Raw genomic sequence first — 24,977 nt, forward strand, 5'->3', positions numbered from 1 at the left:
TTCTAAAGAAACAAAAGAACTGAATAGTAGATTACACTAAATCCGGTGGTTGGTAGGCTCTTTTGAAATAATTGAAGTGGTACAATTGTATATATGAAAATTGGGAGCTATTAGAAATGACAAAATCTTCAGATTTTTTTTCTATACTATAAATAGTTACAAAACCAATAGGATAATTTTCCAACGAAATTCTTAAAGATGAAAGCGGTTCATTTTCTTGTTGCTTTTCAATTTCTTTTACTAAATGGCATTTACCGTTACACTGAAACTCCGGTTTTTCTTTATTGATACATAAAAATTCAGCAATATAATCTTGATTAAGCGCATATTCAATGTAAGGTTGAATAGGTTTCAACATGGCAATCATGTACAAGAAAACAAAAAATGTCGCTATAAGTTTATGCAATGAAATATTTTTTAGTAAATATATAATTAGATGCTAAATTGAGCTAAAACATGTGTTTTAAATTTTTATGTTATTTAAAATATTTTTTTCAACTTACTTAAAGGCATTTAATCCAGTAATATCTAATCCGGTAATTAGTAAGTGAATATCGTGTGTGCCCTCATAAGTAATAACGCTTTCAAGGTTCATAGAATGACGCATAATACTATACTCACCAGTAATACCCATACCACCAAGCATTTGTCTGGCTTCTCTGGCAATATGTATTGCCATATCAACATTATTACGTTTTGCCATAGATATTTGTGCCGATGTCGCTTTGCCTTCGTTACGTAATACACCTAAACGCCATGTTAAAAACTGTGCTTTTGTAATTTCGGTAATCATTTCTGCAAGTTTCTTTTGTTGCAATTGAAACTGACCAATAGGTTTTCCAAATTGCATACGTTCTTTACTATATCGCAAAGCAGTATCGTAGCAGTCCATTGCAGCTCCAATAGCACCCCAGGCTATACCGTATCTAGCGGAATCTAAACATCCAAGTGGCGCTCCCAAACCAGATTTATTAGGTAGTAGATTTTCTTTTGGAACTTTTACATTATCAAAAATAAGCTCACCGGTAGAAGAAGCACGAAGCGACCATTTATTATGAGTTTCTGGTGTAGTAAAGCCTTCCATACCGCGCTCAACTATTAAACCATGTATACGTCCTTCCTCATTTTTTGCCCAAACAACAGCTACTTGAGCAAAAGGTGCATTACTAATCCACATTTTGGCACCATTTAAAAGATAATGATCACCCATATCTTTAAAATTTGTTACCATGCCAGAAGGATTACTTCCATGGTCTGGTTCTGTTAAACCAAAACAACCAATCCATTCACCACTTGCTAGTTTTGGTAAATATTTTTGACGTTGCTCTTCGTTACCGTATTTCCAAATAGGATACATAACTAATGATGATTGTACAGAGGCTGTACTTCTAACCCCAGAATCTCCACGTTCTATTTCTTGCATGATTAAACCATAAGAAATTTGATCTAAACCGGCACCGCCATATTCCATAGGGATATACGGTCCAAATGCACCAATTTCTGCTAATCCATTAATGATTTCTGTTGGGAATTCTGCTTTTTGTGCATAGTCTTCAATAATAGGAGAGACTTCACGTTTTACCCATTCACGCGCGGCATCACGTACTAATTTATGTTCATCTGTGAGTAGTTCATCAAGGTTATAATAATCTGGTGCTTCGAATAAGTCTGGTCGCATAAAGTATAAATTTAGTATGTGTCAAAAACAAAATCATTAATAAAAATGTTGTTTTTTTGTTAATTCAATATTTTTAGACCCCAAATTTAATTAATTCATATCGATTCGATTACATTTTTAAGTAAAAATCTTTAGTAAGATTTATATAATCTTCTGTGTATTGATGTCTTGATACTTCAATGGTCAGATTGTCAATTTTTATATTGCTATTTTGGCCTTGTTCAGCACCGTTTTTTAGGAAAGAAAATTCGATTAAACTCCGTTTGATTTCAGAAGTCGGAGACCCTTTAACACGCAATATTCTATTAGGAAAGAGACCGAAATTTGAAGCTAGATTAATCAGTTTTTCTTCTTCTTTAAATGGGATAATTGTAGAAAAATTACCATTTTCTGATAATAATTTTGAAACACTTTCAATTAAGTGGTTAAAAGGCATGGCATCCTGAAACCTTGCTATATCCCGTTGTTTATTATCTGTTTTGTAGTCTTCGGAATAAAAAGGTGGGTTAGAAATAATGAGGTCGTATGTGTCATCAATTTCATCAACAAATTCCTGAAGTGAAGCATGATAACAAAACAATTTGTCTCCCCAGAGTGATTGTTCAAAATTGTCAACGCATTGTTCGTAAGCATTGTCATCAATTTCAATGGCATCAATAATCTCGATAGCTGTCGGGACTGCATGACTTCGTTGTGCTAACATAAGAGATAAAATACCTGTGCCTGCTCCAATGTCTAATATAGAAAAAAGATTATCTTTAACGAGTGTCCAAGCTCCAAGTAAAACACTATCGGTACCAATTTTCATAGCACATTGTTCTTGGTTCACGGAAAATTGTTTAAAAACAAAGGGTTTTTTAGACATGAAGTTATGTTTTGAAGTTTAAGGCAATAGTATAAAATAAAAAGATGTAACGAAGCAAAAATTATAAAAGTATATTTAAAATTAATGTTAAAGATATCCGTTTATTTTATAGTTAACGTATATAAAAAATAGAGACTTAATTGGGGAAATGAAAAAAGAAAATAAAATTTTAGTAAAGTTAAACGACATTTTTCTAATGAATGAAGCCATCGGGAAAATCTATACAAAAGCAAGTAAAAAAGCTTCTGATACTAATACAAAAGCCTTTTTAAAAGAAAAAAGTTTTGAACGATATGATTTTGGTAAGATGTTGCAAAATGAAATTAAAAAGTTCGATACAGATGTTGAAGAATCAATAATGTCAAGAAGACCTTATCATCTATATCTGAGAAACTTTAATAATTTGTTAGAACATGAGAATAATGCTGATTTGCTGAATTCTATTTATAAAATTGAGTTATTGTGCATCGAAAAATATAACGAATTACTTAGAGAAATTAATCTGCCTTTATCCCTTTGCAGATTATTAGTAAAACAGCAGGATAATACTCAATATGGATTACGTTTAATAAGAAGATAACTGGTTTTTATTGATTAATTTTTAAACACCAAATCTTTATAGGTATAAGTCGATTAGCCCTTCAGGTGTATTAACCAAAATAGTTTTGTTGTCTCGATCAACCTTTACAATAAATTCATCATTCATAGGAATTAAAACTTCAACACCATTTCTGTCTATTTCAAAAAGTGATTGTGCAGTCGAGTCGTTTATAGCTTTTATAGTACCTACTTTTCCATGCTTTACATCTTCAATGGCAAAACCGATAACTTCATGAAAATAGAACTTGTTTCCTTCAAGTTTGGGGAGTAAGTCGAGAGGCAAATATAAATCGCTTTTCATTATGGCATCGGCATCTGCTTCCTCATCGACATCTTCAAATTTAATACGCAATAATTCTGACTTATGAAGTTGTGACCGCTCAATAAAAAACGGAACGAGGTTATTTCTTAAGTTTAAAAAAATAGCATCTAAGTTCTCATAGAGTTCTGGCTGATCTGTATCAAGTTTAGCTAAAACTTCACCTTTGAAACTATATTTTTTCACAATTTTACCTAAGTAAAAACAATCTTCTTTTCGCATCTGGAACATTTTATTTTCATTTCCGTGAAGACGGAAATCTTATTGTTTTTATATCTCTATTTCAAAAGATTCCCTTCTTCAAGGGAATGTGCAAAAAGAAACTTTTTTGCATAAAAAACTCCGATAAAAATATCGGAGTTTAAAAGTATAAAAAATTCTTTTTTATTCTTCTTCTTTTACTGCAGGAGTTTCTTCGGCTACAGCTTCAGTTGTTTCCTCAACAGTGTCTTCTGCAGTTTCAGTAGCTTCCTCTGCAACTTCTTCTTCAACAACAGGAGCTGCTGCAGCAATACGAGCTTCATTAGCAGCTTTTTCAGCTTCTAATGCTTTTGCTTTAGCATCCGCTTGAGCTTTAGCTAAATCATCAGCTTTAGCACCAACTTTACTAGCTTTTTCTTCTACCCAAGCATTAAACTTTGCTTCGGCTTGTTCTTCAGTTAAAGCACCTTTTCTAACACCACCTGCAAGGTGATTTTTTAATAAAGCACCTTTGTAAGATAAAATAGCTTTAGCCGTATCGGTTGGTTGTGCACCATTCTGTAACCATTGTACCGCACCATCAATGTTTAATTCGATAGTTGCTGGGTTTGTGTTTGGATTGTAAGCACCTAATTTTTCAAGGTATTTACCATCTCTTTTTGAACGTGCATCTGCTGCTACGATCCAGTAATAAGGTTTTCCTTTTTTACCGTGTCTTTGTAATCTAATCTTTACTGGCATAATAATTAATTATTTGAGGTTCTCGACCTCGGTTATTAATGAGGGCGCAAAGATACTATATTTTTTTAATTAACAAGGCTTTATTTTTCTTAGAAATAGCATTGAGTCATCTTAAAATAATAGGCAAACAGGCGTGGGTAAATCTGTAGCATGTAGAAATGTAAGTTTACCGCTTTTCTTATCAATTTTAAAAACCGAAATATTGTTGCTTTTTTTGTTGGCAACTAGTAAAAATTTTCCTGTAGGATCTAAGGTGAAGTTTCTGGGCCAATCTCCGTGAACACTTATATTTTGTATTTTTTGAATGGTACCATCTAGTGGGTTTCTTTTAAAGACAGCAATAGAGTTTTCGCCTCTGTTCGACCCGTACAAAAAGCGTTCGTCTTTAGATAGGTGAATATCGGCACAAGAATTTTTTCCTTTATAATGGTCATCTAAAGTAGAATCATAGTCAATTTCTTCAAAACCATTAGCGGTTTTTTTAACCGATGTAATTGAGCTTCCATACTCGTTAATAATATAAATAAATGTCCCATCATGACTTAATGAAAAATGTCTTGGACCAGGATTTCCTGTTGTTTTAACAATAGCAGGAGAAACCAGACTGTATGCATTATCTGTTAATTTATATTGATAAACAGCATTCATGCCTAAATCTGCCACATATAGCAGATCTTTATAAAATTGTGCAGAATGTGCGTGAGATGCTCTTTCGTCTGTATTATGATTAAAAGTTTGTGAAGCTTCATTTAGACTGCCGTCCTTATTTATAGAATAAATGGAGATATTTCCTCCTCTGTAATTTGAAACAACAGCTTTGTCTCCAAGGCTGTTAATCGAAACATGACAAGGCCCTTTGCCATTACTACTAACGGTATTTATAAGCTTTAGTTTACCTTCTGATTCAACTTTAAAAGCAGATACAGCACTTATACTACTTTCTCCAGCGGCATATATGAATTTTTTATTTGGAGAAAACGAAATGAATGATGGGTTTTGCGTAGCGACTGCTAATGTTTTGTTGCTTAATTCTCCAGTTTTAGTGTTAAATTGAAGATGATAAATACCTTTACTATCTTCATTGGTGTAAGTTCCAACATATAAAGGAATATTTTGCGCATTGGAGTTTAAAAAGATAGAAACAGCCACTAAAAACAATTTAACATTCATAATTTTGAGTTGTGTGTTTTCAAAAATAACATATTTTGGATGAAATTTATTGGTAATGAGAAAGAAATCATTAGCCACCTATTTTTTGTTTAAAACTCTTTATAACTTCCTTTTAGAAAAGTTTTATTTCTGTGTATTTTTATGTGTTCAAATAACTTTTCCCTTTGGGGAGATTAAAAAGGAAATATGTACTTAATTTTCGATACGGAAACAACTGGATTACCAAAACGTTGGGATGCACCTATTACAGATACCGATAATTGGCCAAGGTGTATTCAAATTGCATGGCAATTGCACGATGCTATGGGCAATTGTATCGATCATCAAGATTATTTAGTACAACCAGAAGGGTTTAATATACCTTATGATGCCGAGAAAATTCATGGTATTTCTACTGAATTAGCTCAAGAACAAGGCGTTCCATTAATCGAAGTTTTAGAAAAATTTAATGAAGCTTTAAGCAAAACCAAATTTGTTGTCGGACAAAATGTAAAGTTCGATTTAAACATTATGGGTGCCGAATTTGTTCGTGGCGATGTTTCTAATCCGCTACAAGAATTACCTGTTTTAGATACTTGTACAGAACATACGGCTAGTTTGTGCCAGATTCCCGGAGGGCGTTATGGTAAATTTAAACTGCCAACACTTACTGAGTTGCATGAGTTTTTATTTAAAGTGCCTTTTGCTGAAGCCCATAATGCAACAGCCGATGTAGAGGCAACCACGCGTTGCTTTTTTGAGCTGGTTCGTTTAGGAGAATATACTAAGGAACAACTAGATGTAGAGGTCGATTATTTCCAGAATTTTAACGAGGCCAATCCGAAAGAAATTGAGCTTATAGATTTAAAGCACGTTAATCTTAAACAAGAAAGTGCTAAGATTAGAGAACGTCTTGAAAAGCTTAAAAGCGAAACGATTTCTACTGAGGATATTGAGAAAAATGTATCAGATTTAGCAGATGTCGATTTTGTACACCTTCATAACCACTCACAGTTTTCAATATTACAATCTACTATTAGTGTTAACGATTTAGTGGTTTCTGCAGCATCACATAATATGCCTGCGGTTGCTTTAACCGATCATGCTAATATGATGGGCGCTTTTCATTTTGTAAAAGCAGTAAACAATCATAATAAATCTGTTAAGGCAAAAAATGAAGAAGCTGTAGAAAAAGGCGAAACGCCAGTAGCAAGAACCATTAAACCAATTATAGGATGCGAGTTTTTTGTTTGCGAAAACCATCAAGATAAAACCAGAAAAGACAATGGTTACCAAATAGTATTATTGGCCAAAAATAAAAATGGGTATCATAATTTGGCGAAATTATCATCACATGCTTTTGTTGATGGGTTTTATTATTTACCAAGAATTGATAAAGAGCTAATAAAACAATATAAAGAAGATTTAATTGTACTAACAGGAAACCTATACGGAGAAGTACCGAGTAAGGTTTTAAATATTGGCGAAACGCAAGCAGAAGAAGCATTACTTTGGTGGAAAGAACAATTTAAAGATGATTTGTACATCGAATTAATGCGACACAATCAAGAGGACGAAAATCGTGTGAATTCTGTGTTAATTGAGTTTTCTAAAAAGCATGATGTAAAATTAGTTGCTACAAACAATACATATTACTGTGAAAAAGATGATGCCAATGCGCATGATATTTTATTGTGTGTAAAAGAAGGGGAAAAGCAGGCAACACCAATTGGACGTGGTCGTGGGTATCGTTACGGATTACCAAATCAAGACTATTATTTTAAGTCACCGGACGAGATGAAATCGTTGTTTAAAGATGTTCCGGATGCGATTAGTAATATTCAGGAAGTTGTAGACAAGGTAGAGGCTTACGAGTTGGCGCGAGAGGTCTTATTACCCGCGTTCGATATTCCAGATCAATTTAAGCATGAGGAAGATTTGGCAGATGGTGGTAAACGAGGTGAAAATGCTTATTTACGCCATTTAACATACGAAGGCGCTAAAAAACGTTATGGCGAAGCGTTGTCCGACGAGGTTAAAGAACGTCTCGATTTTGAGTTAAGTGTTATTGAAAATACAGGATATCCGGGATATTTTTTAATTGTTGAAGACTTTATTCGCGAAGCTCGAAATATGGATGTGTCTGTAGGCCCTGGTCGTGGTTCAGCTGCAGGATCGGTAGTGGCATATTGCCTTTGGATTACAAATATAGATCCACTTAAGTACGATTTGCTTTTTGAGCGTTTTTTAAATCCAGATCGTATTAGTATGCCCGATATTGATATTGATTTTGATGACGAAGGAAGAAGTCGTGTTATGGACTATGTTATTGATAAATATGGGAGCAATCAGGTAGCACAAATTATCACTTATGGTACCATGGCTGCAAAATCGTCCATTCGTGATACAGCACGTGTTTTAGATTTGCCTCTTTTTGATGCCGACAGAATTGCTAAACTAATACCAACCATGTCCAAACTCGGAAAGATTTTTGGATTAGATGAAAAGGAATTAAGTAAAAAGTTTCGTGCTGAAGATTTAGAAAAGGTAAACCAACTTCTAAATATTTCAGAAGGATCCGATTTAGAAGCTGAAACTGTTAATACAGCAAGAGCTTTGGAGGGGTCGGTTAGAAATACTGGAATCCATGCCTGTGGCGTTATTATTACACCAGATGATATTACCAAGTTTGTTCCGGTAGCAACTGCTAAAGATTCCGATTTATATGTCACACAGTTTGATAACTCAGTTGTTGAGGATGCGGGCTTATTAAAAATGGATTTTTTAGGATTAAAGACTTTAACTTTAATAAAAGACACTGTTAAAATTGTAAAGGCAAAACACGATGTCTTGTTAGATCCGGAGTCATTTCCACTAGATGATGAAAAAACATACGCTTTATTTCAACGTGGAGAAACAGTTGGAGTATTCCAATATGAATCTCCCGGTATGCAAAAACACCTTAGGGATTTAAAACCAACAGTTTTTGAAGATTTAATTGCGATGAATGCTTTGTACCGTCCCGGTCCTATGGAATACATTCCAAGTTTTGTTAGAAGAAAACATGGCGATGAAGATATCGAGTACGATTTACCGGCCATGGAAGAGTACTTAAAAGAAACATATGGTATTACGGTATACCAAGAGCAGGTGATGTTGTTGTCTCAAAAACTGGCAGACTTTACAAAAGGTGAAGCAGACGTCCTACGTAAGGCTATGGGTAAAAAGCAAATAGCGGTACTAGACAAAATGAAGCCTAAATTTGTAGAACAAGCCAGTGCAAATGGACATGATGCCAAAGTGCTTGAAAAAGTTTGGAAAGATTGGGAAGCTTTTGCGAGTTATGCTTTTAATAAATCGCACTCTACTTGTTATGCATGGATAGCCTACCAAACAGCCTATTTAAAAGCACATTATCCGGCGGAGTATATGGCGGCAGTATTATCTAATAACATGAACGATATTAAGCAGGTTACCTTCTTTATGGAAGAATGTAAACGTATGAAATTGGATGTGTTGGGGCCAGATGTTAACGAATCGTATTATAAATTTTCTGTAAACCAGGATAATGCAGTACGTTTTGGTATGGGAGCTATTAAAGGTGTTGGTCATGGTGCCGTAATGACTATAGTAGAGAAAAGAAAAGATGATGGGTCATATAAGTCTATTTTCGATTTAGCAAAACGTATTGATTTAAGAGCAGCAAACAAAAAGGCTTTCGAAAATTTAGCTTTGGCTGGTGGTTTCGATTGTTTTGGAGATACACACCGTGCCCAGTATTTTCATAAAGAAGGTGATGATATTACGTTTTTAGAAAAAGCGGTTAAGTATGGAAGTAAACATCAGGAAAATGAGAACTCGGCACAAGTGAGTTTGTTTGGAGAGGCCAGCGATGTTCAAATAGCAGAGCCGGAAGTGCCACCATGTGAAGAGTGGGGTACTATGGAAAAGCTAAGTAAAGAACGTGAGGTTGTTGGTATTTATATTTCTGGGCATCCATTAGATGATTTTAAAACGGAAATGAAAACGTTTTGCAATGGTACTATTGCTATGTTTAATAATTTAGAACCTTATATAAACAGGGAAATTGTTTTTGGTGGTGTTGTGACCGATGTGCAACATCGTGTGAGTAAACAAGGAAAAGGCTGGGGGTTATTTACCGTTGAAGATTATACCGATAGTTTTGAGTTTAGAATTTTTGGCGAAGAATATTTAAAATTCAGACACTTTTTAATGAAAAACAATTTTGTGTTTGTAAAAACATTTATTCGAGAAGGCTGGGTTAATAAAGATACAGGTAAAAAGAGTGACCCCAGATTACAGTTTAATAGTTTCCAATTACTGCACGATGTTATGGAGCATTATGCAAAAAAATTATCAATACAAGTTGATATTAAGGATTTAGACGAACAAAAAATAATGGCCTTAAAAGAACTAATGAATATGCATCCGGGTAATCAAGCACTTAATTTTTTAGTGTATGATACCAAAGAAAAAATAAAACTAACAATGCCTAGTAGAAGGCAGAAAGTAAAAGTGTCTCAAGAGCTAATTAAAGAGTTGGAAGAGCAACATATTATGTATAAATTGAATTAGAATTTTAATATGCTTTGTGCAGATAGTTTTAGTGAGATTTGTTGTGCAATATTTGGTTTGTATTTGCGACTCCATAACATTATTTAAAAATGCATAACGGTTTAATATAGAAAATATCATTGTATTATATTTTATGATATTTCAGCTATGACCTTAAGTCTTTGGTTACAAGTTTTAATCAATATATTTTACCCATTCTTGAATAAGGAAATTGATGATAATACACAAAAATGACATTAGCAGACCGAAATTAGGGCTATAAGTTATTAACATCTGAAATTTTTTTTCTAATTTTAAGTGTAAGTTTTAAATGCCTCGAAATTTAAAACTTATTCTATTATAGGTGATTAGTATGTTACATTCAATAAAAATATTGATGAGTTAATATGAAAAGGCAATAACTTGATTGTTATCTTTTTTTTTCGAATAGGTTATCTCAAGTAGGAGAACAAAACCTCACGACAATCAATATTTAGTGTAAGCCTAGATTGTTGAGCCCATTTCAAAGATCACTTTTTTTACAAGAGTTAGAATGGGCTTTTTGTTTATTGTTGTTTTAATTTATTCTTGCTTGTATGGTTGCCCAATGCCAGTTTCGCATAAAGATTTTAAACTATATAAAAACCGTCCCCAATGATAATTACAGAAACCAAAGAACTCACTTTCATCTGCCCAATTTAAATGAGAAAATTTTAGATAAGTATCACCTTCTTTTTCTTCAAGTTCAAAGGCCAGTTTTGTGCCTATCCATTCTTTATCTCCATCTACACATTCCCAACTCACATTGGATGGAAAGTTTAGTTCTAAAACTTTCATTTTATTAAAATATTCAGAGCCAAATTTAAAATGGTTGATGTTTCCTAATTCATGTTTTGCAGAAGTGTCATCTGTCCACCAACCTTTTAGCCCTTCTTCCAATGTTAATGCATCATAAACTTTTTTGATGGGTGCTTTAATCGTAAAATGATGTCTAATATTTGCCATTTTATGTAGTGTTTATTTTAAGTTTTACTGTTTAAATAATTTCCTAAATTTTGTAATGAATTATCCCAGAATTGAGAGTAAAATTGTAGCCATTTGTTAATTTCTTGCAAAGGTTTGGTATTGGCATTACAAAAGCGTTCACGTCCTTGGGCATCAATAACTACCAACCCTGCTTCTTGAAGTGTTTTTATGTGTTTGGTAACCCCTTGTCGACTAATCTCAAATTGATTTGATATTTGGGTTATAGACAATGCTGAGGTTGCAATAACTAAGGCGTGAAAAATGTCACGCCTTGTTGGATCTGCAATGGCTTTAAATAGTTTGGTTATTTTATCCTGCATTTACTTCTTCTTTTAAATATCCAGATAATCCGTTAAAACAATTATCCCAACCTCCATTGAAGCTTTCAAACATTTTTACAGCAGTTTCACCTCCATAGTTAGAAATTCCAGAATGTTCTAATGTTAGTTTAGTCCCGTTTTGAGTAGATTCTAATTCCCAACATACTGTAGTTTCTACTTTAGTGTCTGCAACTACCCAAGTATAAACCAATACATAAGGATTTGCATTTTTTACTTCGCCACTTATTACTGTGCAACCTTTTTCATTAGGTTCTGATGTAAAAGTATATCGATAGCCTTTTTCGGCTTTAAAATCGGCTTGAATAAACCATGTTGAGATTTCTTCGGCTTTAGAAATAGCATTCCATACTTTGTCTATAGAATGATTTAAAGTAACTTCCTTTTTAATAACGTCGTTCATAATTGTTTTATTTTTTGATTAATATGCAGCTTATCGGTTGCTAAACTAAAAAGAATAATTTAAATACGCAACTTTTTGGTTGCTTAACTAAGATTTTAATAAAAGTTCGGCATTGTGCAAAGGATAGAAGCGGCATCCTTTTTTGTGCTGATCTATAGATTTGATTTAAAACAGAGTTTATTTGACAGGATACCGAAACGAATTCTGCACAAGAAAGATATAGCGGATACCTAGTCCTAATAGTTACGGGATGCGCCAGAAAAAATTAAATAAACCTAAATGATGCTGCTATAAGTAAAACAAATAGTTAGATTGTAAGCTTTAGAAAATATTTTGACTAATTTTGTGTTATAAAAAATAAAAAACGAATTAAAATATAAATATTATGGCATTAGAAATAACAGATGCAACGTTTGAAGAAACTGTATTAAAAAGCGATAAACCAGTATTGGTTGATTTTTGGGCTGCTTGGTGTGGGCCTTGTAGAATGGTTGGGCCTATTATTGAAGAAATTAGTGGAGAATATGATGGTAAAGCTGTTGTAGGGAAAGTAGATGTAGATGCAAACCAAGAGTTTGCTGCAAAATACGGTGTGCGTAACATACCTACTGTTTTAGTATTTCAAAACGGAGAAGTTGTTGGAAGACAAGTTGGTGTAGCACCAAAAAATGCATATACAGAAGCGATAGATTCGCTATTATAATTAAAATATTAAAAGAAAGCTAAAAAGGTTTGTCATTATGACAAACCTTTTTTTATTTTAGATAAAAATTAAAAATAGATATGAGTAAACAAATAAAAATACAAGATGCTATTGATAGCAAACTAATAGAAGAACGCAAAGTATTTTTGTGGGGTCAAGTAGATGATACATCTGCAAAGCATGTTATAGACCGTTTAATGTATTTAGATACTTTAGAAGTTAAAGACATTCATTTGTATATTAATAGTCCGGGAGGTTATGTAACGTCTGGTTTTGCTATTTACGATTGTATAAAATCATTAAAAAGTGATGTGTCTACTATTTGTACAGGGTTTGCTGCATCTATGGGATCTATAATATTATCTGCAGGCGAAAAGGGCAAACGTTTTATACAGCCTCATGCACGTGTTATGATTCATCAACCAAGTGGTGGTGCGCGAGGACAAGCAAGCGATATAGAAATTACTGCTAAAGAAATTATAATTACTAAAGAATTAAGTGCACAAATATTGGCAGATAATTGTGGACAAACTTTTGATAAGATAATGAAGGATTTTAATCGTGATCACTGGATGGGAGCCGATGAGTCAGTATCCTATGGAATTGTTGATGCGATTATTTAGAGAAAAGAGAAAAAATAAAGAAAAGATTAGGGTTTTAATCTAGCGTCTTGATTATAAGCTAAGTGGCCTAATATTTAAACAGCATGAATTTACGAGCAGAACTTAATAAGGCTGAAGGTTTTAAAAATCTGGAACTACTTGCTAAGCAGGTAGTAGAAGGCTTTATTGCAGGGATGCACAAGAGTCCGTTTCATGGGTTTTCTGCAGAATTTGCAGAACATAAAATATACAATCAAGGAGAAAGTACGCGCCATATAGATTGGAAACTGTTTGCTAAAACAGATAAACTTTACACTAAACGCTATGACGATGAAACTAATTTACGTTGTCATATTATTTTAGATAATAGTAGCTCGATGCATTATCCGAAAATGGATTCGTTTTCAATTAAGAATTTAAATAAAATTGCGTTTTCTGCTTTAGCTTCTGCATCTTTAATGCATATTTTAAAAAAACAACGAGATGCAGTTGGTTTAAGTATTTATAGTAATGATTACGATTATTATGCACCAGAAAAAGGCAGTGAACGTCACCATCAAATGCTGTTAAATCATTTGAGCGATGCTGTCATTTCGAAACCTTTAAATAAAGAAACAGAAACATATAAATATTTACATGAAATAGCAGAAAAGATTCATAGACGTTCTATGATATTTTTATTTACCGATATGTTTCAAACATCCGAAGATGCTGTAAAATTGTTCGAAGCATTACGTCATCTAAAATATAACAAGCATGAAGTCATTTTGTTTCACGTATTTGATAAAGAAAAAGAATTAGCCTTTAATTTTGATAATAAGCCTAAGCGTTTTATTGATGTTGAAACAGGAGAATATATCAATTTATATGCCGATACGATAAAAGAGAATTATAATGAAGCTGTAAAAAATTATTTTGATGCTTTACGATTAAAGTGCGCGCAATACAAGATTAAATATGTAGAAGCTGATATTAATAAAGATTTTAATACGATCCTTACTACATACATGATAGAGCGCCAAAAATTTGTTTAGATTCAGTGTAATGATAAATTTCAAAAAAGAATTATTTCGAATTTCATTAAAAAACTTAAAAAAACATTTGGGATATAAAAAAAGGCATGTATATTTGCAACCGCAATAATGCAACGGTCTGGTAGTTCAGTTGGTTAGAATGTCGCCCTGTCACGGCGAAGGTCGCGGGTTCGAGTCCCGTCCAGACCGCAAATTAAATTGCTAATCGCTTAGAAATCGATATGATATCTAAGCGATTTTTTTATGGGTAACAAATTCTGTATAATACCAGACCAAATAAAGAACTTTGCGGAATTACGTGCAGAATAACCTAGGGCCATGACTAAAATCTAGGACGTAGTATAAGTCTAAACGTATTAAAAAAGAGGTGTTGAAATATATTTAATTAATTTGAGGTAAAAATAAGGGGCGTATGTCAAAGGTATGTCAACTAGAGTCAGTTATTTTTTCAAAATATTCACTTAAATTAAATTGATTTAGGAATTAAGTGTTTTGCTTGTGATTAGCACTTAAATAAATGCATATTATACTTTGCTAATAGTATGAATACTAACTTCATTATGTTTTCCTTTTAATAATACCTTTCCTAAGAATTTAGAGGACAAATACCTTTCAATTTTTAGATTTTTCAATAATTTTTCAGATATCAATAAAGAGACTTTATACGTGTTACATTCACTCTGTATACGGGCAGATGTATTGATGACATCTCCATGGTATGCTAATTCTTTTTTTACAATACCAACTTCTGCTACCATTAAAGTACCTCCATGTAACCCTGCTTTGAATATTGGTGTAACGCCATATTTTTTCATGTAGTATTCTTTTTTAGTGTGTAGTTTATGGGTGAATGCAAAAAATAATTCTACACAATTATTGTTCACCAACCCTTTTTTGTATGGCCAACTTATCACGGCTTCATCACCTACATATTGATATATTTCAGCATCATATTTCGGAACGACTTCATTTAAATCTAAAAAGCAATCTTGAATAAGTTGACTATATTTTAAATGCCCAAGTTCTTCTGCATAGGTGGTTGAGGATTTTAAATCCAGAAACATAAAAATGCGTTTTTCCTCTTTAGGTTCCCTATATTTTCCGAATAGCATTTTAAGAAAGACACCTTTACCAAATTTATCATTGGCTATCTTAATAAATGAAAACACTATGGAAGCAATAAACGTATATATAATAGCGGCTCTAAAAACTAAGCTATTTCGCCACCATCCAAACTCAATATTAAGCTCTAGGCCTAAAGCTGTATTAGCAATACTCCTTACAAAAGTGGAAATAAAGACTATAAACAAGAAATAAAGAAAGGTGCTTAAAAAAATATTAAACCCCATAGAAAATCTTTTTGAAAAATATTTTTCCAAACCAAATTCTATATTGGCATAGATGACCCCCATTAAAAAGCCAGAAAGGGCAAATAGCATAACCTTTATCCTTAAATCGGCATTTATATCCAATCCGTTTGCTTCTTTTATCGAACTGTCCTCAAAAATACCATAGTACCTAAAAACAGCAAAAAAAGCCATCGCAATAGTCCAGAATAAAACCGATTGCCAAAGAGTTCTTGTGTACTGCTTCATGAGTTTAATCCAATCGTTTATTTTGAGCTGATTAATCATTCTTAATAGTTGTATTTAACTTTATGCTTCATAGTCTATATTGGGTTTTTTAATCTTCAATATGTAAATCGTTATACTTGTTTTTTATAGCTCCATACTGCCAATCCATTAAAAATAAAGGCTAAAATAAAGGTATATAGAAATTCAAATCGGATGTTCCAAAAGCCACTACCTTTCATTAATACCTTTCGGCTAACGGAAATAAAATGAGCCAAAGGATTTCCAACGGTTAATTGTTGCGCCCATTTAGGCATACTATCTATGGGTGTGAAAAGTCCAGACATCAACACGAAAATGATAATGAAAAAGAAGGCTACAAAAATGGCTTGCTGTTGCGTATCTGCAAAGTTAGAAATGAGTAAACCTAGTCCTAATACAGCAATGATATTAAGCGTTGTATAGCCAAAAAGCAAGGGGAGGTTTCCTAGTATAGGAATACTGAAAATTAATTTGCTGGCAATAATGCCTACTGTAAAAAGAACTAGGCCTATACATAAAAATGGAATTAATTTCCCTAAAATAAATTGCCATTTTTTAAGCGGCGTTACATTAATCTGTTCAATGGTACCTACTTCTCGTTCTCGTACAACATTCATCGCCGAAAGTATAATGGTTAATAATGCGGTAAGTTGGGCTAGAATACCTGGCGCCATAAAATGGGTGTATTTTAACTCAGGATTGTACCAGTATCTCGAGGAAATGGTGGTGTTACTTTGCTTTGATATGGAAATGTCAGGTATTACTTTCTGAATCAGTTTTGCATTGAATGACGCAACGATCGCTTTTAAGTAGCCCGATCCTACTATCGCCTGTTGCCCATTAGTAGCATTAACCAGCAACTGTATCTTAGGCTGTTTACCATTTATGTAATCATTTTCAAAATCAGGCGGAATCTCTATGACAATATCACTTGTGTTTTCTTGTAAATAAAAGTGGGCTTCATTGGTATTAAAAGAAGTAGCGACAAGTGTTATTCTATCATTGGCTATTATTTTATGGTTGAGTGTTCTTGAACTCTCACTTTGATCCATATCCACAACTACTACGTTTACATTTTTAACTTCATTGGAAGCTGCATTTGACAATACAATGAGTTGAACGATTGGCAATACAGTCATCATAGGCAAAATAGCCTTGTTACGTATAATCTGTATAAATTCTTTTTGTATGATATATGCTAAAATGTTCATTATTCTAGTCGTATTTTAAAATTCTTTAAAGCCAAGGCTAGTAATACAATGGTCATTCCTAGTAAAATTGCTATTTCAATCACAACGGATTGAAAACCAACACCACGTAGCATCACAGCTTTTAATATTTCAATAAAATAAGTGGCGGGAACTACAATACTTCCGATGACTTGTAAAACTTGAGGCATGCTCGAAAAAGGAAAAATGAACCCAGATAGAATCATTGTTGGTAGCATTAACCCCATCATAGAAGCAAGCATGGCCTGTTGTTGTGTTTTTGCCTTGGTAGAAATAAATATGCCTAAGGACAAGGCCAGAATTACGTATAATAAACAGCACAGTAATAATAGGATGAGACTTCCCAGTAAGGGTACTTTAAAGACAAAATGACCAATAATAAGTACCAGAATAGCATCTATAAATGAGAGTAGTGCATAGGGCGTTACTTTACCTAAAATGATAAGTAAAGGCGGTAGGGGTGAAACCAATAAAATCTCCATTGTGCCTAATTCTTTTTCCCGAGTTATAGCAAGAGATGTAAGCATTGCCGAAATAATAAGCAAAATAAAAGCAATGGTTCCTGGAATGAAATTATAAGCACTTATCAACTGAGGGTTATATAGCATTCTATCTTCTACAGTAATCAAAAAAGGATTTTCTATTTGTTGTAATTTGTTTTTCTGAAAGCTTTGAATCAACCTTGTGGTATATTGTACCAAAGTATTTGCTTTATTGGGGTCTGACCCGTCCGCAATCAATTGAATAGTTAACGGATTATTTCCATAAAAATCTGAAGAAAAATCTTTAGGAATTACCATAACCAGAGCTACGTTACCTTCTTTAAAACCACTTTCTATATCGGCTTCTGACGTTAATACTTTATTGAGTGTAAAATGCCCTGAACTTTGTATATGTTGTATGAGTTGTATACTGGTTTCGTCTTTGGCATAATCTAATACATCTATAGAAGCATCTTTAAATTCGGTGCTAACAGCATACCCGAAGAGGAGCACTTGTACAATGGGTATTCCAAAAAGAATAATTAGCGTACGTTTATCACGAATGATGTGATATAATTCTTTTTTTACAAATGCTTTGAATATTTTGAACATTAGCGTGCTAGTTTTAAAAATACTTCGTCCATAGATGTTGCCTCGAATTGTTGCTTTAAATTATGTGGTGTGTCCAATGCTTCAATTTTTCCTGCAACCATAATAGAAACCCTGTCACAGTATTCTGCTTCATCCATATAATGTGTTGTAACAAAAACGGTACGTCCTTTTTCGGCCACCTGATAAATGGTTTCCCAAAACTGCCTGCGTACTCTAGGATCTACTCCTCCCGTGGGTTCATCAAGAAAAACAATCTCTGGGTCGTGGACCATAGATATGGCAAATGCCAAACGTTGTTTCCAACCCAATGGCAAGGATATAACCAATGATTTAGATACTTCTGTTAGCTCCAATTCTTCTAGTATTTCTGTGGTTTTTTCTTTTATCTTTTCCCTTGAAAGCCCATAAATACCCCCATAAAATTGAATATTCTCAACGACGGTCAAGTCATCATACAGGCTAAATTTCTGAGACATATAGCCAATGTTTTTTTTGATTTTTTCAGGTTCGGTATCTACGTTGAATCCCGCAACTTTCCCCATACCTTCTGTAGGTTTGCTTAAACCAATCAACATTTTTATAGCTGTGGTCTTACCAGCGCCATTAGCACCTAAGAATCCAAATATCTCCCCTTTTTTAACTTTAAAAGTAATGGCATCAACAGCAATAAAATCGCCAAAACGCTTGGTGAGTTTGTCTAATTCTATGGCAATAGGTGTGTTCATTTTTCTTAATTAACAGGTTGACTTACATCTAAAAATATATCTTCAACCGTAGGTTGAATTGTTTTTGCTGTACTATCTGAAAACCCTGAAATTTTTAAATGATGCTCTATTTGAGAAACCTCATACGGTTTATTGGTAATCAGGTGTAAATTTTCTCCAAAAGGCAATACGCTTTCTGTAAAATTCTGTACTCGTAGATAGTTTAATAACCTATACGTTTCTGTAGAATTAATAGAAAACAGCGGTTTTTCAAAATTGGAAATCATCTGCTGCGGCGAATTAATTTTTAGAATTTCTCCATTTTGAATAAGGGCTATTCTATCGCACAATGTGGCTTCGTCCATATATGGTGTGCTCACCAAAATGGCAATTCCTTTGGTTTTTAGTTTCTTAAGCATGTCCCAAAATTCAACACGACTTACGGCATCGACACCTGTGGTAGGTTCATCTAAAAATAAGACCTCGGGTTTATGAATTAAAGCACAACACAATGCTAGCTTTTGTTTCATGCCTCCCGAAAGTTTACCTGCCAATCTCTTTTTAAAGGGTTCTATCTGAACATAAATATCCTTTATTAAATCATAGTTGTCTTCTACTGTTGTACCAAATATGGTAGCAAAAAAGGATAGGTTCTCTTCGATGCTTAAATCTTGATACAAAGAAAAGCGTCCTGGCATATATCCTACTTTTTTACGTATTTCCTTGTACTCGTTTACAATTGGGTGTCCCGCAACAGTTCCTTTGCCTTTATCGGCAAGTAAAAGTGTTGTTAGTATTCTAAAAAGTGTTGACTTTCCTGCACCATCGGGACCAATAAGTCCAAACAATTCGCCTTTACCCACGGTAAAGGACACATCATTCAAAGCTAACACACCGCCATATTTTTTTGTGATATGTTCTACTGTGATTGCATCCATTAGTCTCTGTTTTTATTAGAAAAGACGACTTCTGCCGGCATTCCTATTTTAAGCAATCCATCGTTTTTTACTTCTACATCTAATGCATAAACCAGATTAACTCGTTCCTCTTTGGTCTCAATGCTTTTAGGCGTAAATTCAGCTTCATCTGCAATCCACGTAACGATACCTTCCAGTTCTGTATAACTATCCTCATCACTATCTATTAATACAGTCACCTTATCATTTAATTTCACTTTTTGAAGTAACAGAGCGCTCGTATATGCTTTTAGTTTTAAAGTGTTTAGATTGGCGATTTTATATAATGGTCTGCCTTGATTTACCAGTTCAGAGACTTCGACAAAAGTGGATAATACGGTACCTTCTATCGGGTTATTGATCTCATGGTCGTTTATTTTATTTCTCAAAATCGCAATTTGAGCTTCTAAAGGTTTTCGCTCTGATAAAATGCTGCGATTGGCAATATTAATCTGTCTGGTGGTTGAACTTATTTGCTGGTCGACCACCTCTATTTCTCCATTATAATCATCGAGTTGTTTTTGGGTTGCTGCCTTTTTTGCTACTAGATTTTGGGTTCTGTTCCGTTCTCTATCTAAATTGCTTTTTCGTTTTAATAAAATAGCAATTTCTGGAGCCGCTTCTTGTAATTTAAAGTCTAAAGCTTCTAATTTTGCAATGACTTGTAACTTTTCTAAATGCAATTGTGTTGTATCTATTAAGCCTACGTTAATCCCTTTTTGAAGTTTCATGCCTTCCTTTATATTGAATTGTAGCAACTCGCCATTTCCTTTGGCACTAATGGTTACTGAAGTGGCTTCAAAGTTTCCATAAGCATCGGATTTTTCGGAGTTTCCGCAAGAAAACAGCAATACGACAACGAAGATGACGGTTATTGATTTTATTTGCATAATATTATAATTTTCCAAATAGGGTTAAATAATTTACTTGTAATTGTTGTATTTGTATTTGATGTAATTTCAGTTGTTGGCGCGCAGATAATTCGGCGTTGATTTGAATGAGGTAATCATTGGCTTTTATAACTCCTTCTTGTAACTGTACTTGTATTTGCGCTAAAATATCTTTTTGAAGTGCTGCTATTTGATTATCCTTTTTCACTTGTTCCTCTAAAGCAACTATTTTTTCTTGGTATTCCTTTTGCTGTGAAACAATATTAAATTCGAAAGTTTCTTTATTTACTTGTACTTGTTTCACTTGTATATCTATTTTTTCGCGCTCTTTTTTAGCTTTGCCCCAATCTAGAATGTTCCAGTTTAAACGAACCCCTCCTAATGCATAGGTTGCATTTGAAACATCGGAAAAATTAACTGGATTCGGATATCCAACACCTCCTTGGGCAAATAGCGAAACTTTAGGCTTTCTATTAGCATTTATGGTCTTTCCCTGTGCTTGCAATAGCTTTTTTTTAGAATCATAATAAACTTGCTCTGGTCTTGAAATGTTTGGAAGGTTATCCATTAAAACCATTTCGGGAATCTGTAGTATTGTATCTTCTGAAAGGTTCGTTCCTAAAAGTGTATTAAGCACTCCTAAATAGGCTTTTATGTCTCCTGTAAGCCGTCCGTCTTCCGATTCTAGTTCCAGCTTGCGAACTTTTAATTTTGAAAGTTCACTTTCTAAAACTGTTCCATTATCAAAACCAACTTGCAATGATTCTATATTGGTACTAATATCGTGTATAGAGGTATGCAGCAATGATTGGTGTTGGCGTGATAATTTAATGACAAAAAAGAGTGCATTCACTCTATCTTTTAGGTTGCGAAGCGACACATTAAGTTCTTGTTGATGTACTTCCAACGATGCAACTTCAATATGTTGCCGAGCCTTGGTTAAACCGCCATCATAGATATTATAGTTAACGTCTACATGTCCTTTATAACTCTCCAGAGGAAGGTCAATATTCACAGGTCCTCCAGCCATTCCAAAGTTTAAGTTTTCAGATTGTAACTGCCCTGTACCATTAAGGCTAATAGTAGGTAGTTTTCCTTTTTTAATAATATCTATATTGGTTTTGGATGCCTCATTTAACAGCCCTTTATTTAAAAGGAGCGGATAATTTGCCTCTACTTTTACATAGGCTTCCTTCAGAGTTATCACAGACGCGTTTTGTGCGTTTGTTTTTATACTGAAGAAGAGTATCACAAAGGCTATGATTGTTTTTTGAAACATTTTATACTTTTATTGAATTGATAATAAAATTTGCGACTTCCGTTTTACGATTCTCTAACAGTTTTTCGAATGCAAGGTCTTCAGTATTTGTAACTGCCTTAATCAAAGGTGCCCCTAGAAAAGGAAAAGCATTTAGGGCAATTATATTGATAAATAACTGTTCGCCATTTATTGGTTTTAGATGTCCATTTTTCACTTCGTCGTCTAGTTGTTTCTTAAATTTTTCAAGGTTAGGAAGTCCTATTTCCTTTTTTATATTTAAGATGAATTCTGGATTTCTGTTAAGTTCCTGAAAAATAAAACTTGGTAAATACGGATGCTCCATAATAAATGAAATATGGTTAAAAGTGAAATTTCTAATCTTCTCTTCAATAGATAAATCATCATTCAAAATTTCACCAAGATGTGTTGTCATCGATTTAAATGCATTTTTAAATACGGCTTCGAACAAAAGTTGTTTACTCCTATAATAATAATGAAGCATTGCTTTATTAATACCAGCTTCATCTGCTATTTCTTGCATTCTAGCACCATCCATTCCTTTACGCTGAAACACACTTTTGGCAGCTTTTAATATGAGGTTTTCAGTAGTTATATTTTTTTCTTTTGTCATTATTAACTATTTGGTTTAACTATTTGGTTGATAAATATACAAAAAAAAACTAAAAATGGGAATTTTACTTTAGTCTGTTATTAGTTTAAATTCATTCATGTGAAGCAACGGTTTATAATTTTTTAGTTTTTAATTACTTTTCTCGCAAAGGTGTTACCTTCTTCAGATTTTACTTTTAAAATGTAGATTCCTTTTGAAAGAAACTCAACGTTAATTTCCGGGTTAGACGATTTGTAAATTTTAAGTACTCTTCCATTCGCATCATAAAGAGTAATATTGTTTATTATTACTCCAGTATTGTTCTCAATGTAAATTTTGTCTTTTACAGGGTTAGGATATGTATTAAATGATGAATTCAAATCCGTAACCTCATTGGTACTTAACACAGAAGAAAAGTTAGTTTTGAACACAAAAAAGTTGGTTAAACCTATAGTTTGCAAGGCTATTGTTTGGTTACTATCTATACTAAAATCAACAGTGTTTTGAAAATTTCCAGATATAATCAAGTTATCATTTGAATCAATATTGGCTTCATAGACATTATGGTTTCCTGAGCCTCCTAGCATAGAACTCCATTCTACAGAACCATCAATTGTATTTATTTTTCCAAGTAATATGTCTTGATCAATAGGTAGATAGGTGTTTTCTCCAAAAGAAAAACCCGTTGTACCTACTATATTTCTAACATCACCTGCATAGTATAAGTTGTTATTACTATCAATTGATAAAAAACCGCCCTGCTCTGGGTCTAAATAAGAAGGAGTTGAATACCATGTTCCAAATGTAGTTACCCACTCAAAATCACCTAAAACATTTAATTTATGTATAAATTGTTTACTCTCACTTGTATTGGGAGCTGGTACGGAAAAAATTGCGATACCTGGGTCAAAATCTATATTTTGGGGAGACCCTTGCCAAACACCAGTTGTATATACATTTTCATTAGTATCAACAACAATAGAATGAATGACAACACTATATGGATTTTTTAACTGTTTTGCCCAAATAAAGTTTCCTTCTGAATCCAATTTTTGAATGTATGAATCAATGCCAATAGGGCTACCAAGAGTAGATCCTGTTTCTGTCATTAAAAATGTACCCTCTTTATAGTCAAAATCATTTTCGATAAGGAAAAACCCAGCTACATAAATATTATTTTTGTCATCAAAAGTAATATCCTTTGCATATGCTGTTCCAGTAGCATATGCCCATAAAACATTGCCGTTTTGGTCTATTTTTACTAAACCATTGGATAGGTCTAAAGTTGAGAAGGGTGTCTCTATTGTAATACTTGGAGACAATGTTAAAGAATTTCGAAATACGATACTTAGAAGTGTATTTCCTTGGTTATCAGTTTCTAAATCCATAAGATAATCACCTTCCGAGTTACCGTAATTTACGGCCCACAAAAAATCTCCATTTGGATTAAGTTTTATTACATATATGTCTGCATCTCCATTAGAAACTAAATTATGAATGTCATCACTAGGGTTAGCATCTAATGTGTTTTGAAAAGTACCACTTACTAAGATATCCCCATTATTAGTAATAGAAATACCTAGCAAGGTTTCATCAAATGTCGATTTGATAGTTTTGACCCATAAAAATTGTCCTTGAGAGTCTCTTTTTTCAATAAAAACATCTCTTAAACCAATATTTAATAAATTTTGTCCATTATGACTATAGGTTTCCTGATACGTGCCAGCAGAATAGACGTTTCCGTTATTATCTACTTTAGATAAAATGATTCTTTCTTCTGAGGTAGATCCATAACTTACTGCCCAATCTGTAGTTTGTGCCATAAGTTTGAAACAGCATAGAAATAAAACTGTGATAAAAAAATAAATTTGTTTCATTATTATTTAAGTGTTGAATGGGGTATATTTTGTTTTACATTAGTCTTTGAAGTTTACAATCTTGATTGCAAACTTTGTAGCGTTTTTTTAAATGATAGGAATTATATTTGGTAGAAATGTTTGCTATCATTTAGTTTGGTAGTAAAATAAGCCTGATTTCAGATTCATTTTTACTTAAAACTATAGATTTAAAATTCATAGTTTATTTTTTAATAAACTTAAAGGTGTTTCCGTTTTCAAATTTCAGAAAATACAATCCATTGGGTGATTTTTTAATATCAATTTTTTCATTATTAGAGATAATTCCACTACTTATTTTAGTTCCCAAAATATTATAAATTGTATAATTTTCTGTTCTGGGTAATCCTGAAATTTGAATAAAATCTGGGGAAGGGTTTGGATATAACTTTATATTGGATACTTCTATGTTTTCATTTATTGAAAGTGTACCTAAGTTGAGCTTAGAAATTCTGTTACCAGAAATTTCAGCAATATACAAGTCATCTCCA

24 protein-coding genes and 1 tRNA gene are annotated in these 24,977 nt (G+C 33.2%); 6 read left to right on the forward strand and 19 right to left on the reverse strand.

Annotated elements, in window-relative coordinates; genetic code table 11:
• Positions 1-31: 31 nt before the first annotated feature.
• The 3 genes from Q4Q35_RS09905 to Q4Q35_RS09915 all read right to left on the reverse strand — a co-directional run bounded on the left by Q4Q35_RS09905 (position 32) and on the right by Q4Q35_RS09915 (position 2,543).
• The gene (locus Q4Q35_RS09905; protein WP_303277813.1) at positions 32-406 is read right to left on the reverse strand and encodes a hypothetical protein; all 375 of its coding nucleotides are present in this window, start codon (positions 404-406) and stop codon (positions 32-34) included.
• Positions 407-499: 93 nt separating this feature from the next.
• Positions 500-1,678 carry an acyl-CoA dehydrogenase family protein gene (locus Q4Q35_RS09910; RefSeq protein ID WP_303277814.1) on the reverse strand — a complete coding sequence of 393 codons (1,179 nt, stop codon included), beginning with the start codon at positions 1,676-1,678 and terminating at the stop codon, positions 500-502.
• Between the two features lie 109 nt (positions 1,679-1,787).
• Entirely contained in the window at positions 1,788-2,543 is a 756-nt protein-coding gene (locus tag Q4Q35_RS09915) for a tRNA1(Val) (adenine(37)-N6)-methyltransferase (RefSeq protein ID WP_303277815.1), read from the reverse strand.
• A gap of 148 nt (positions 2,544-2,691) precedes the next feature.
• On the opposite strand from Q4Q35_RS09915, the gene Q4Q35_RS09920 reads away from it, so the two are divergent.
• Positions 2,692-3,123, forward strand: coding sequence for a hypothetical protein (locus Q4Q35_RS09920; RefSeq protein ID WP_303277816.1), 432 nt, complete (start codon positions 2,692-2,694; stop codon positions 3,121-3,123).
• Between the two features lie 36 nt (positions 3,124-3,159).
• Here the strand turns inward: Q4Q35_RS09920 and rimM are convergent, their stop codons facing one another.
• The 3 genes from rimM to Q4Q35_RS09935 form a co-directional block, all read right to left on the reverse strand.
• Positions 3,160-3,684: a ribosome maturation factor RimM gene (gene rimM / locus Q4Q35_RS09925; RefSeq protein WP_303277817.1), complete on the reverse strand. Its 525-nt coding sequence runs from the start codon at positions 3,682-3,684 to the stop codon at positions 3,160-3,162.
• Positions 3,685-3,846: 162 nt separating this feature from the next.
• Complete coding sequence (locus tag Q4Q35_RS09930; RefSeq protein ID WP_303277818.1) at positions 3,847-4,404, reverse strand: 30S ribosomal protein S16; 558 nt, start codon at positions 4,402-4,404, stop codon at positions 3,847-3,849.
• A gap of 111 nt (positions 4,405-4,515) precedes the next feature.
• A complete protein-coding gene (locus Q4Q35_RS09935; RefSeq protein ID WP_303277819.1) occupies positions 4,516-5,574 on the reverse strand; it encodes a lactonase family protein in 1,059 nt (352 codons plus the stop codon).
• 186 nt (positions 5,575-5,760) lie between these two features.
• Here Q4Q35_RS09935 and dnaE point away from each other — a divergent pair, with 186 nt between their 5' ends.
• Entirely contained in the window at positions 5,761-10,149 is a 4,389-nt protein-coding gene (dnaE, locus tag Q4Q35_RS09940) for a DNA polymerase III subunit alpha (RefSeq protein ID WP_303277820.1), read from the forward strand.
• A gap of 561 nt (positions 10,150-10,710) precedes the next feature.
• Here the strand turns inward: dnaE and Q4Q35_RS09945 are convergent.
• Genes Q4Q35_RS09945 through Q4Q35_RS09955 form a run of 3 tightly spaced genes read right to left on the reverse strand, consistent with a single transcriptional unit; the run spans position 10,711 to position 11,895 of the window.
• The gene (locus Q4Q35_RS09945; protein ID WP_303277821.1) at positions 10,711-11,133 is read right to left on the reverse strand and encodes an SRPBCC family protein; all 423 of its coding nucleotides are present in this window, start codon (positions 11,131-11,133) and stop codon (positions 10,711-10,713) included.
• A gap of 17 nt (positions 11,134-11,150) precedes the next feature.
• Positions 11,151-11,474, reverse strand: a complete 324-nt coding sequence (locus Q4Q35_RS09950; protein WP_303277822.1) for an ArsR/SmtB family transcription factor — start codon at positions 11,472-11,474, stop codon at positions 11,151-11,153.
• The gene (locus tag Q4Q35_RS09955; protein ID WP_303277823.1) at positions 11,464-11,895 is read right to left on the reverse strand and encodes an SRPBCC family protein; all 432 of its coding nucleotides are present in this window, start codon (positions 11,893-11,895) and stop codon (positions 11,464-11,466) included. Before Q4Q35_RS09955 ends, Q4Q35_RS09950 begins: the two co-directional genes overlap by 11 nt.
• Before the next feature lie 385 nt (positions 11,896-12,280).
• On the opposite strand from Q4Q35_RS09955, the gene trxA reads away from it, so the two are divergent.
• The 4 genes from trxA to Q4Q35_RS09975 all read left to right on the forward strand — a co-directional run bounded on the left by trxA (position 12,281) and on the right by Q4Q35_RS09975 (position 14,423).
• Complete coding sequence (gene trxA / locus Q4Q35_RS09960) at positions 12,281-12,598, forward strand: thioredoxin (protein ID WP_136480345.1); 318 nt, start codon at positions 12,281-12,283, stop codon at positions 12,596-12,598.
• A gap of 80 nt (positions 12,599-12,678) precedes the next feature.
• Complete coding sequence (locus Q4Q35_RS09965) at positions 12,679-13,221, forward strand: ClpP family protease (RefSeq protein WP_303277824.1); 543 nt, start codon at positions 12,679-12,681, stop codon at positions 13,219-13,221.
• An 83-nt stretch (positions 13,222-13,304) separates the two neighbouring features.
• The gene (locus Q4Q35_RS09970) at positions 13,305-14,234 is read left to right on the forward strand and encodes a DUF58 domain-containing protein (protein ID WP_303277825.1); all 930 of its coding nucleotides are present in this window, start codon (positions 13,305-13,307) and stop codon (positions 14,232-14,234) included.
• Between the two features lie 115 nt (positions 14,235-14,349).
• Positions 14,350-14,423, forward strand: a tRNA-Asp gene (locus Q4Q35_RS09975).
• 335 nt (positions 14,424-14,758) lie between these two features.
• On the opposite strand, the gene Q4Q35_RS09980 is transcribed toward Q4Q35_RS09975, so the two are convergent.
• From Q4Q35_RS09980 to Q4Q35_RS10025, 10 genes are all read right to left on the reverse strand, one after another.
• The gene (locus Q4Q35_RS09980) at positions 14,759-15,829 is read right to left on the reverse strand and encodes an adenylate/guanylate cyclase domain-containing protein (RefSeq protein WP_303277826.1); all 1,071 of its coding nucleotides are present in this window, start codon (positions 15,827-15,829) and stop codon (positions 14,759-14,761) included.
• 110 nt (positions 15,830-15,939) lie between these two features.
• A complete protein-coding gene (locus tag Q4Q35_RS09985; protein WP_303277827.1) occupies positions 15,940-17,058 on the reverse strand; it encodes an ABC transporter permease in 1,119 nt (372 codons plus the stop codon).
• Entirely contained in the window at positions 17,058-18,170 is a 1,113-nt protein-coding gene (locus Q4Q35_RS09990; protein ID WP_303277828.1) for an ABC transporter permease, read from the reverse strand. Before Q4Q35_RS09990 ends, Q4Q35_RS09985 begins: the two co-directional genes overlap by 1 nt.
• Entirely contained in the window at positions 18,170-18,895 is a 726-nt protein-coding gene (locus Q4Q35_RS09995) for an ABC transporter ATP-binding protein (protein ID WP_303277829.1), read from the reverse strand. Before Q4Q35_RS09995 ends, Q4Q35_RS09990 begins: the two co-directional genes overlap by 1 nt.
• 5 nt (positions 18,896-18,900) lie before the next feature.
• Positions 18,901-19,812 (reverse strand): ABC transporter ATP-binding protein, encoded by a 912-nt coding sequence (locus tag Q4Q35_RS10000; RefSeq protein ID WP_303277830.1) that lies wholly within the window; start codon positions 19,810-19,812, stop codon positions 18,901-18,903.
• Positions 19,812-20,720, reverse strand: a complete 909-nt coding sequence (locus Q4Q35_RS10005; RefSeq protein WP_303277832.1) for an HlyD family secretion protein — start codon at positions 20,718-20,720, stop codon at positions 19,812-19,814. The genes Q4Q35_RS10000 and Q4Q35_RS10005 overlap by 1 nt, the downstream gene beginning before the upstream one ends.
• A 4-nt stretch (positions 20,721-20,724) precedes the next feature.
• The gene (locus Q4Q35_RS10010; protein WP_303277833.1) at positions 20,725-21,927 is read right to left on the reverse strand and encodes a TolC family protein; all 1,203 of its coding nucleotides are present in this window, start codon (positions 21,925-21,927) and stop codon (positions 20,725-20,727) included.
• Positions 21,928-22,000: 73 nt separating this feature from the next.
• Entirely contained in the window at positions 22,001-22,612 is a 612-nt protein-coding gene (locus Q4Q35_RS10015) for a TetR/AcrR family transcriptional regulator (protein ID WP_303277834.1), read from the reverse strand.
• 122 nt (positions 22,613-22,734) lie between these two features.
• The gene (locus Q4Q35_RS10020; protein WP_303277835.1) at positions 22,735-24,414 is read right to left on the reverse strand and encodes a T9SS type A sorting domain-containing protein; all 1,680 of its coding nucleotides are present in this window, start codon (positions 24,412-24,414) and stop codon (positions 22,735-22,737) included.
• A 256-nt stretch (positions 24,415-24,670) separates the two neighbouring features.
• A partial coding sequence (locus Q4Q35_RS10025; protein WP_303276880.1) for a T9SS type A sorting domain-containing protein occupies positions 24,671-24,977 on the reverse strand: 307 nt, incomplete at its 5' end.

The organism is Flavivirga aquimarina, assembly GCF_030540835.1.
In the GTDB taxonomy this organism is placed as follows: Bacteria; Bacteroidota; Bacteroidia; order Flavobacteriales; family Flavobacteriaceae; genus Flavivirga; species Flavivirga aquimarina.

Excerpts from the sequence above, each read along its gene's own strand:
- Q4Q35_RS09910 (WP_303277814.1), bottom strand. The coding sequence starts at position 1,678 with ATGCGACCAGACTTATTCGAAGCACCAGATTATTATAACCTTGATGAA.
- Q4Q35_RS09915 (WP_303277815.1), bottom strand. The coding sequence starts at position 2,543 with ATGTCTAAAAAACCCTTTGTTTTTAAACAATTTTCCGTGAACCAAGAA.
- Q4Q35_RS09920 (WP_303277816.1), top strand. The coding sequence starts at position 2,692 with ATGAAAAAAGAAAATAAAATTTTAGTAAAGTTAAACGACATTTTTCTA.
- rimM (WP_303277817.1), bottom strand. The coding sequence starts at position 3,684 with ATGCGAAAAGAAGATTGTTTTTACTTAGGTAAAATTGTGAAAAAATAT.
- Q4Q35_RS09930 (WP_303277818.1), bottom strand. The coding sequence starts at position 4,404 with ATGCCAGTAAAGATTAGATTACAAAGACACGGTAAAAAAGGAAAACCT.
- Q4Q35_RS09935 (WP_303277819.1), bottom strand. The coding sequence starts at position 5,574 with ATGAATGTTAAATTGTTTTTAGTGGCTGTTTCTATCTTTTTAAACTCC.
- dnaE (WP_303277820.1), top strand. The coding sequence starts at position 5,761 with ATGTACTTAATTTTCGATACGGAAACAACTGGATTACCAAAACGTTGG.
- Q4Q35_RS09945 (WP_303277821.1), bottom strand. The coding sequence starts at position 11,133 with ATGGCAAATATTAGACATCATTTTACGATTAAAGCACCCATCAAAAAA.
- Q4Q35_RS09950 (WP_303277822.1), bottom strand. The coding sequence starts at position 11,474 with ATGCAGGATAAAATAACCAAACTATTTAAAGCCATTGCAGATCCAACA.
- Q4Q35_RS09955 (WP_303277823.1), bottom strand. The coding sequence starts at position 11,895 with ATGAACGACGTTATTAAAAAGGAAGTTACTTTAAATCATTCTATAGAC.
- trxA (WP_136480345.1), top strand. The coding sequence starts at position 12,281 with ATGGCATTAGAAATAACAGATGCAACGTTTGAAGAAACTGTATTAAAA.
- Q4Q35_RS09965 (WP_303277824.1), top strand. The coding sequence starts at position 12,679 with ATGAGTAAACAAATAAAAATACAAGATGCTATTGATAGCAAACTAATA.
- Q4Q35_RS09970 (WP_303277825.1), top strand. The coding sequence starts at position 13,305 with ATGAATTTACGAGCAGAACTTAATAAGGCTGAAGGTTTTAAAAATCTG.
- Q4Q35_RS09980 (WP_303277826.1), bottom strand. The coding sequence starts at position 15,829 with ATGAAGCAGTACACAAGAACTCTTTGGCAATCGGTTTTATTCTGGACT.
- Q4Q35_RS09985 (WP_303277827.1), bottom strand. The coding sequence starts at position 17,058 with ATGAACATTTTAGCATATATCATACAAAAAGAATTTATACAGATTATA.
- Q4Q35_RS09990 (WP_303277828.1), bottom strand. The coding sequence starts at position 18,170 with ATGTTCAAAATATTCAAAGCATTTGTAAAAAAAGAATTATATCACATC.
- Q4Q35_RS09995 (WP_303277829.1), bottom strand. The coding sequence starts at position 18,895 with ATGAACACACCTATTGCCATAGAATTAGACAAACTCACCAAGCGTTTT.
- Q4Q35_RS10000 (WP_303277830.1), bottom strand. The coding sequence starts at position 19,812 with ATGGATGCAATCACAGTAGAACATATCACAAAAAAATATGGCGGTGTG.
- Q4Q35_RS10005 (WP_303277832.1), bottom strand. The coding sequence starts at position 20,720 with ATGCAAATAAAATCAATAACCGTCATCTTCGTTGTCGTATTGCTGTTT.
- Q4Q35_RS10015 (WP_303277834.1), bottom strand. The coding sequence starts at position 22,612 with ATGACAAAAGAAAAAAATATAACTACTGAAAACCTCATATTAAAAGCT.
- Q4Q35_RS10020 (WP_303277835.1), bottom strand. The coding sequence starts at position 24,414 with ATGGCACAAACTACAGATTGGGCAGTAAGTTATGGATCTACCTCAGAA.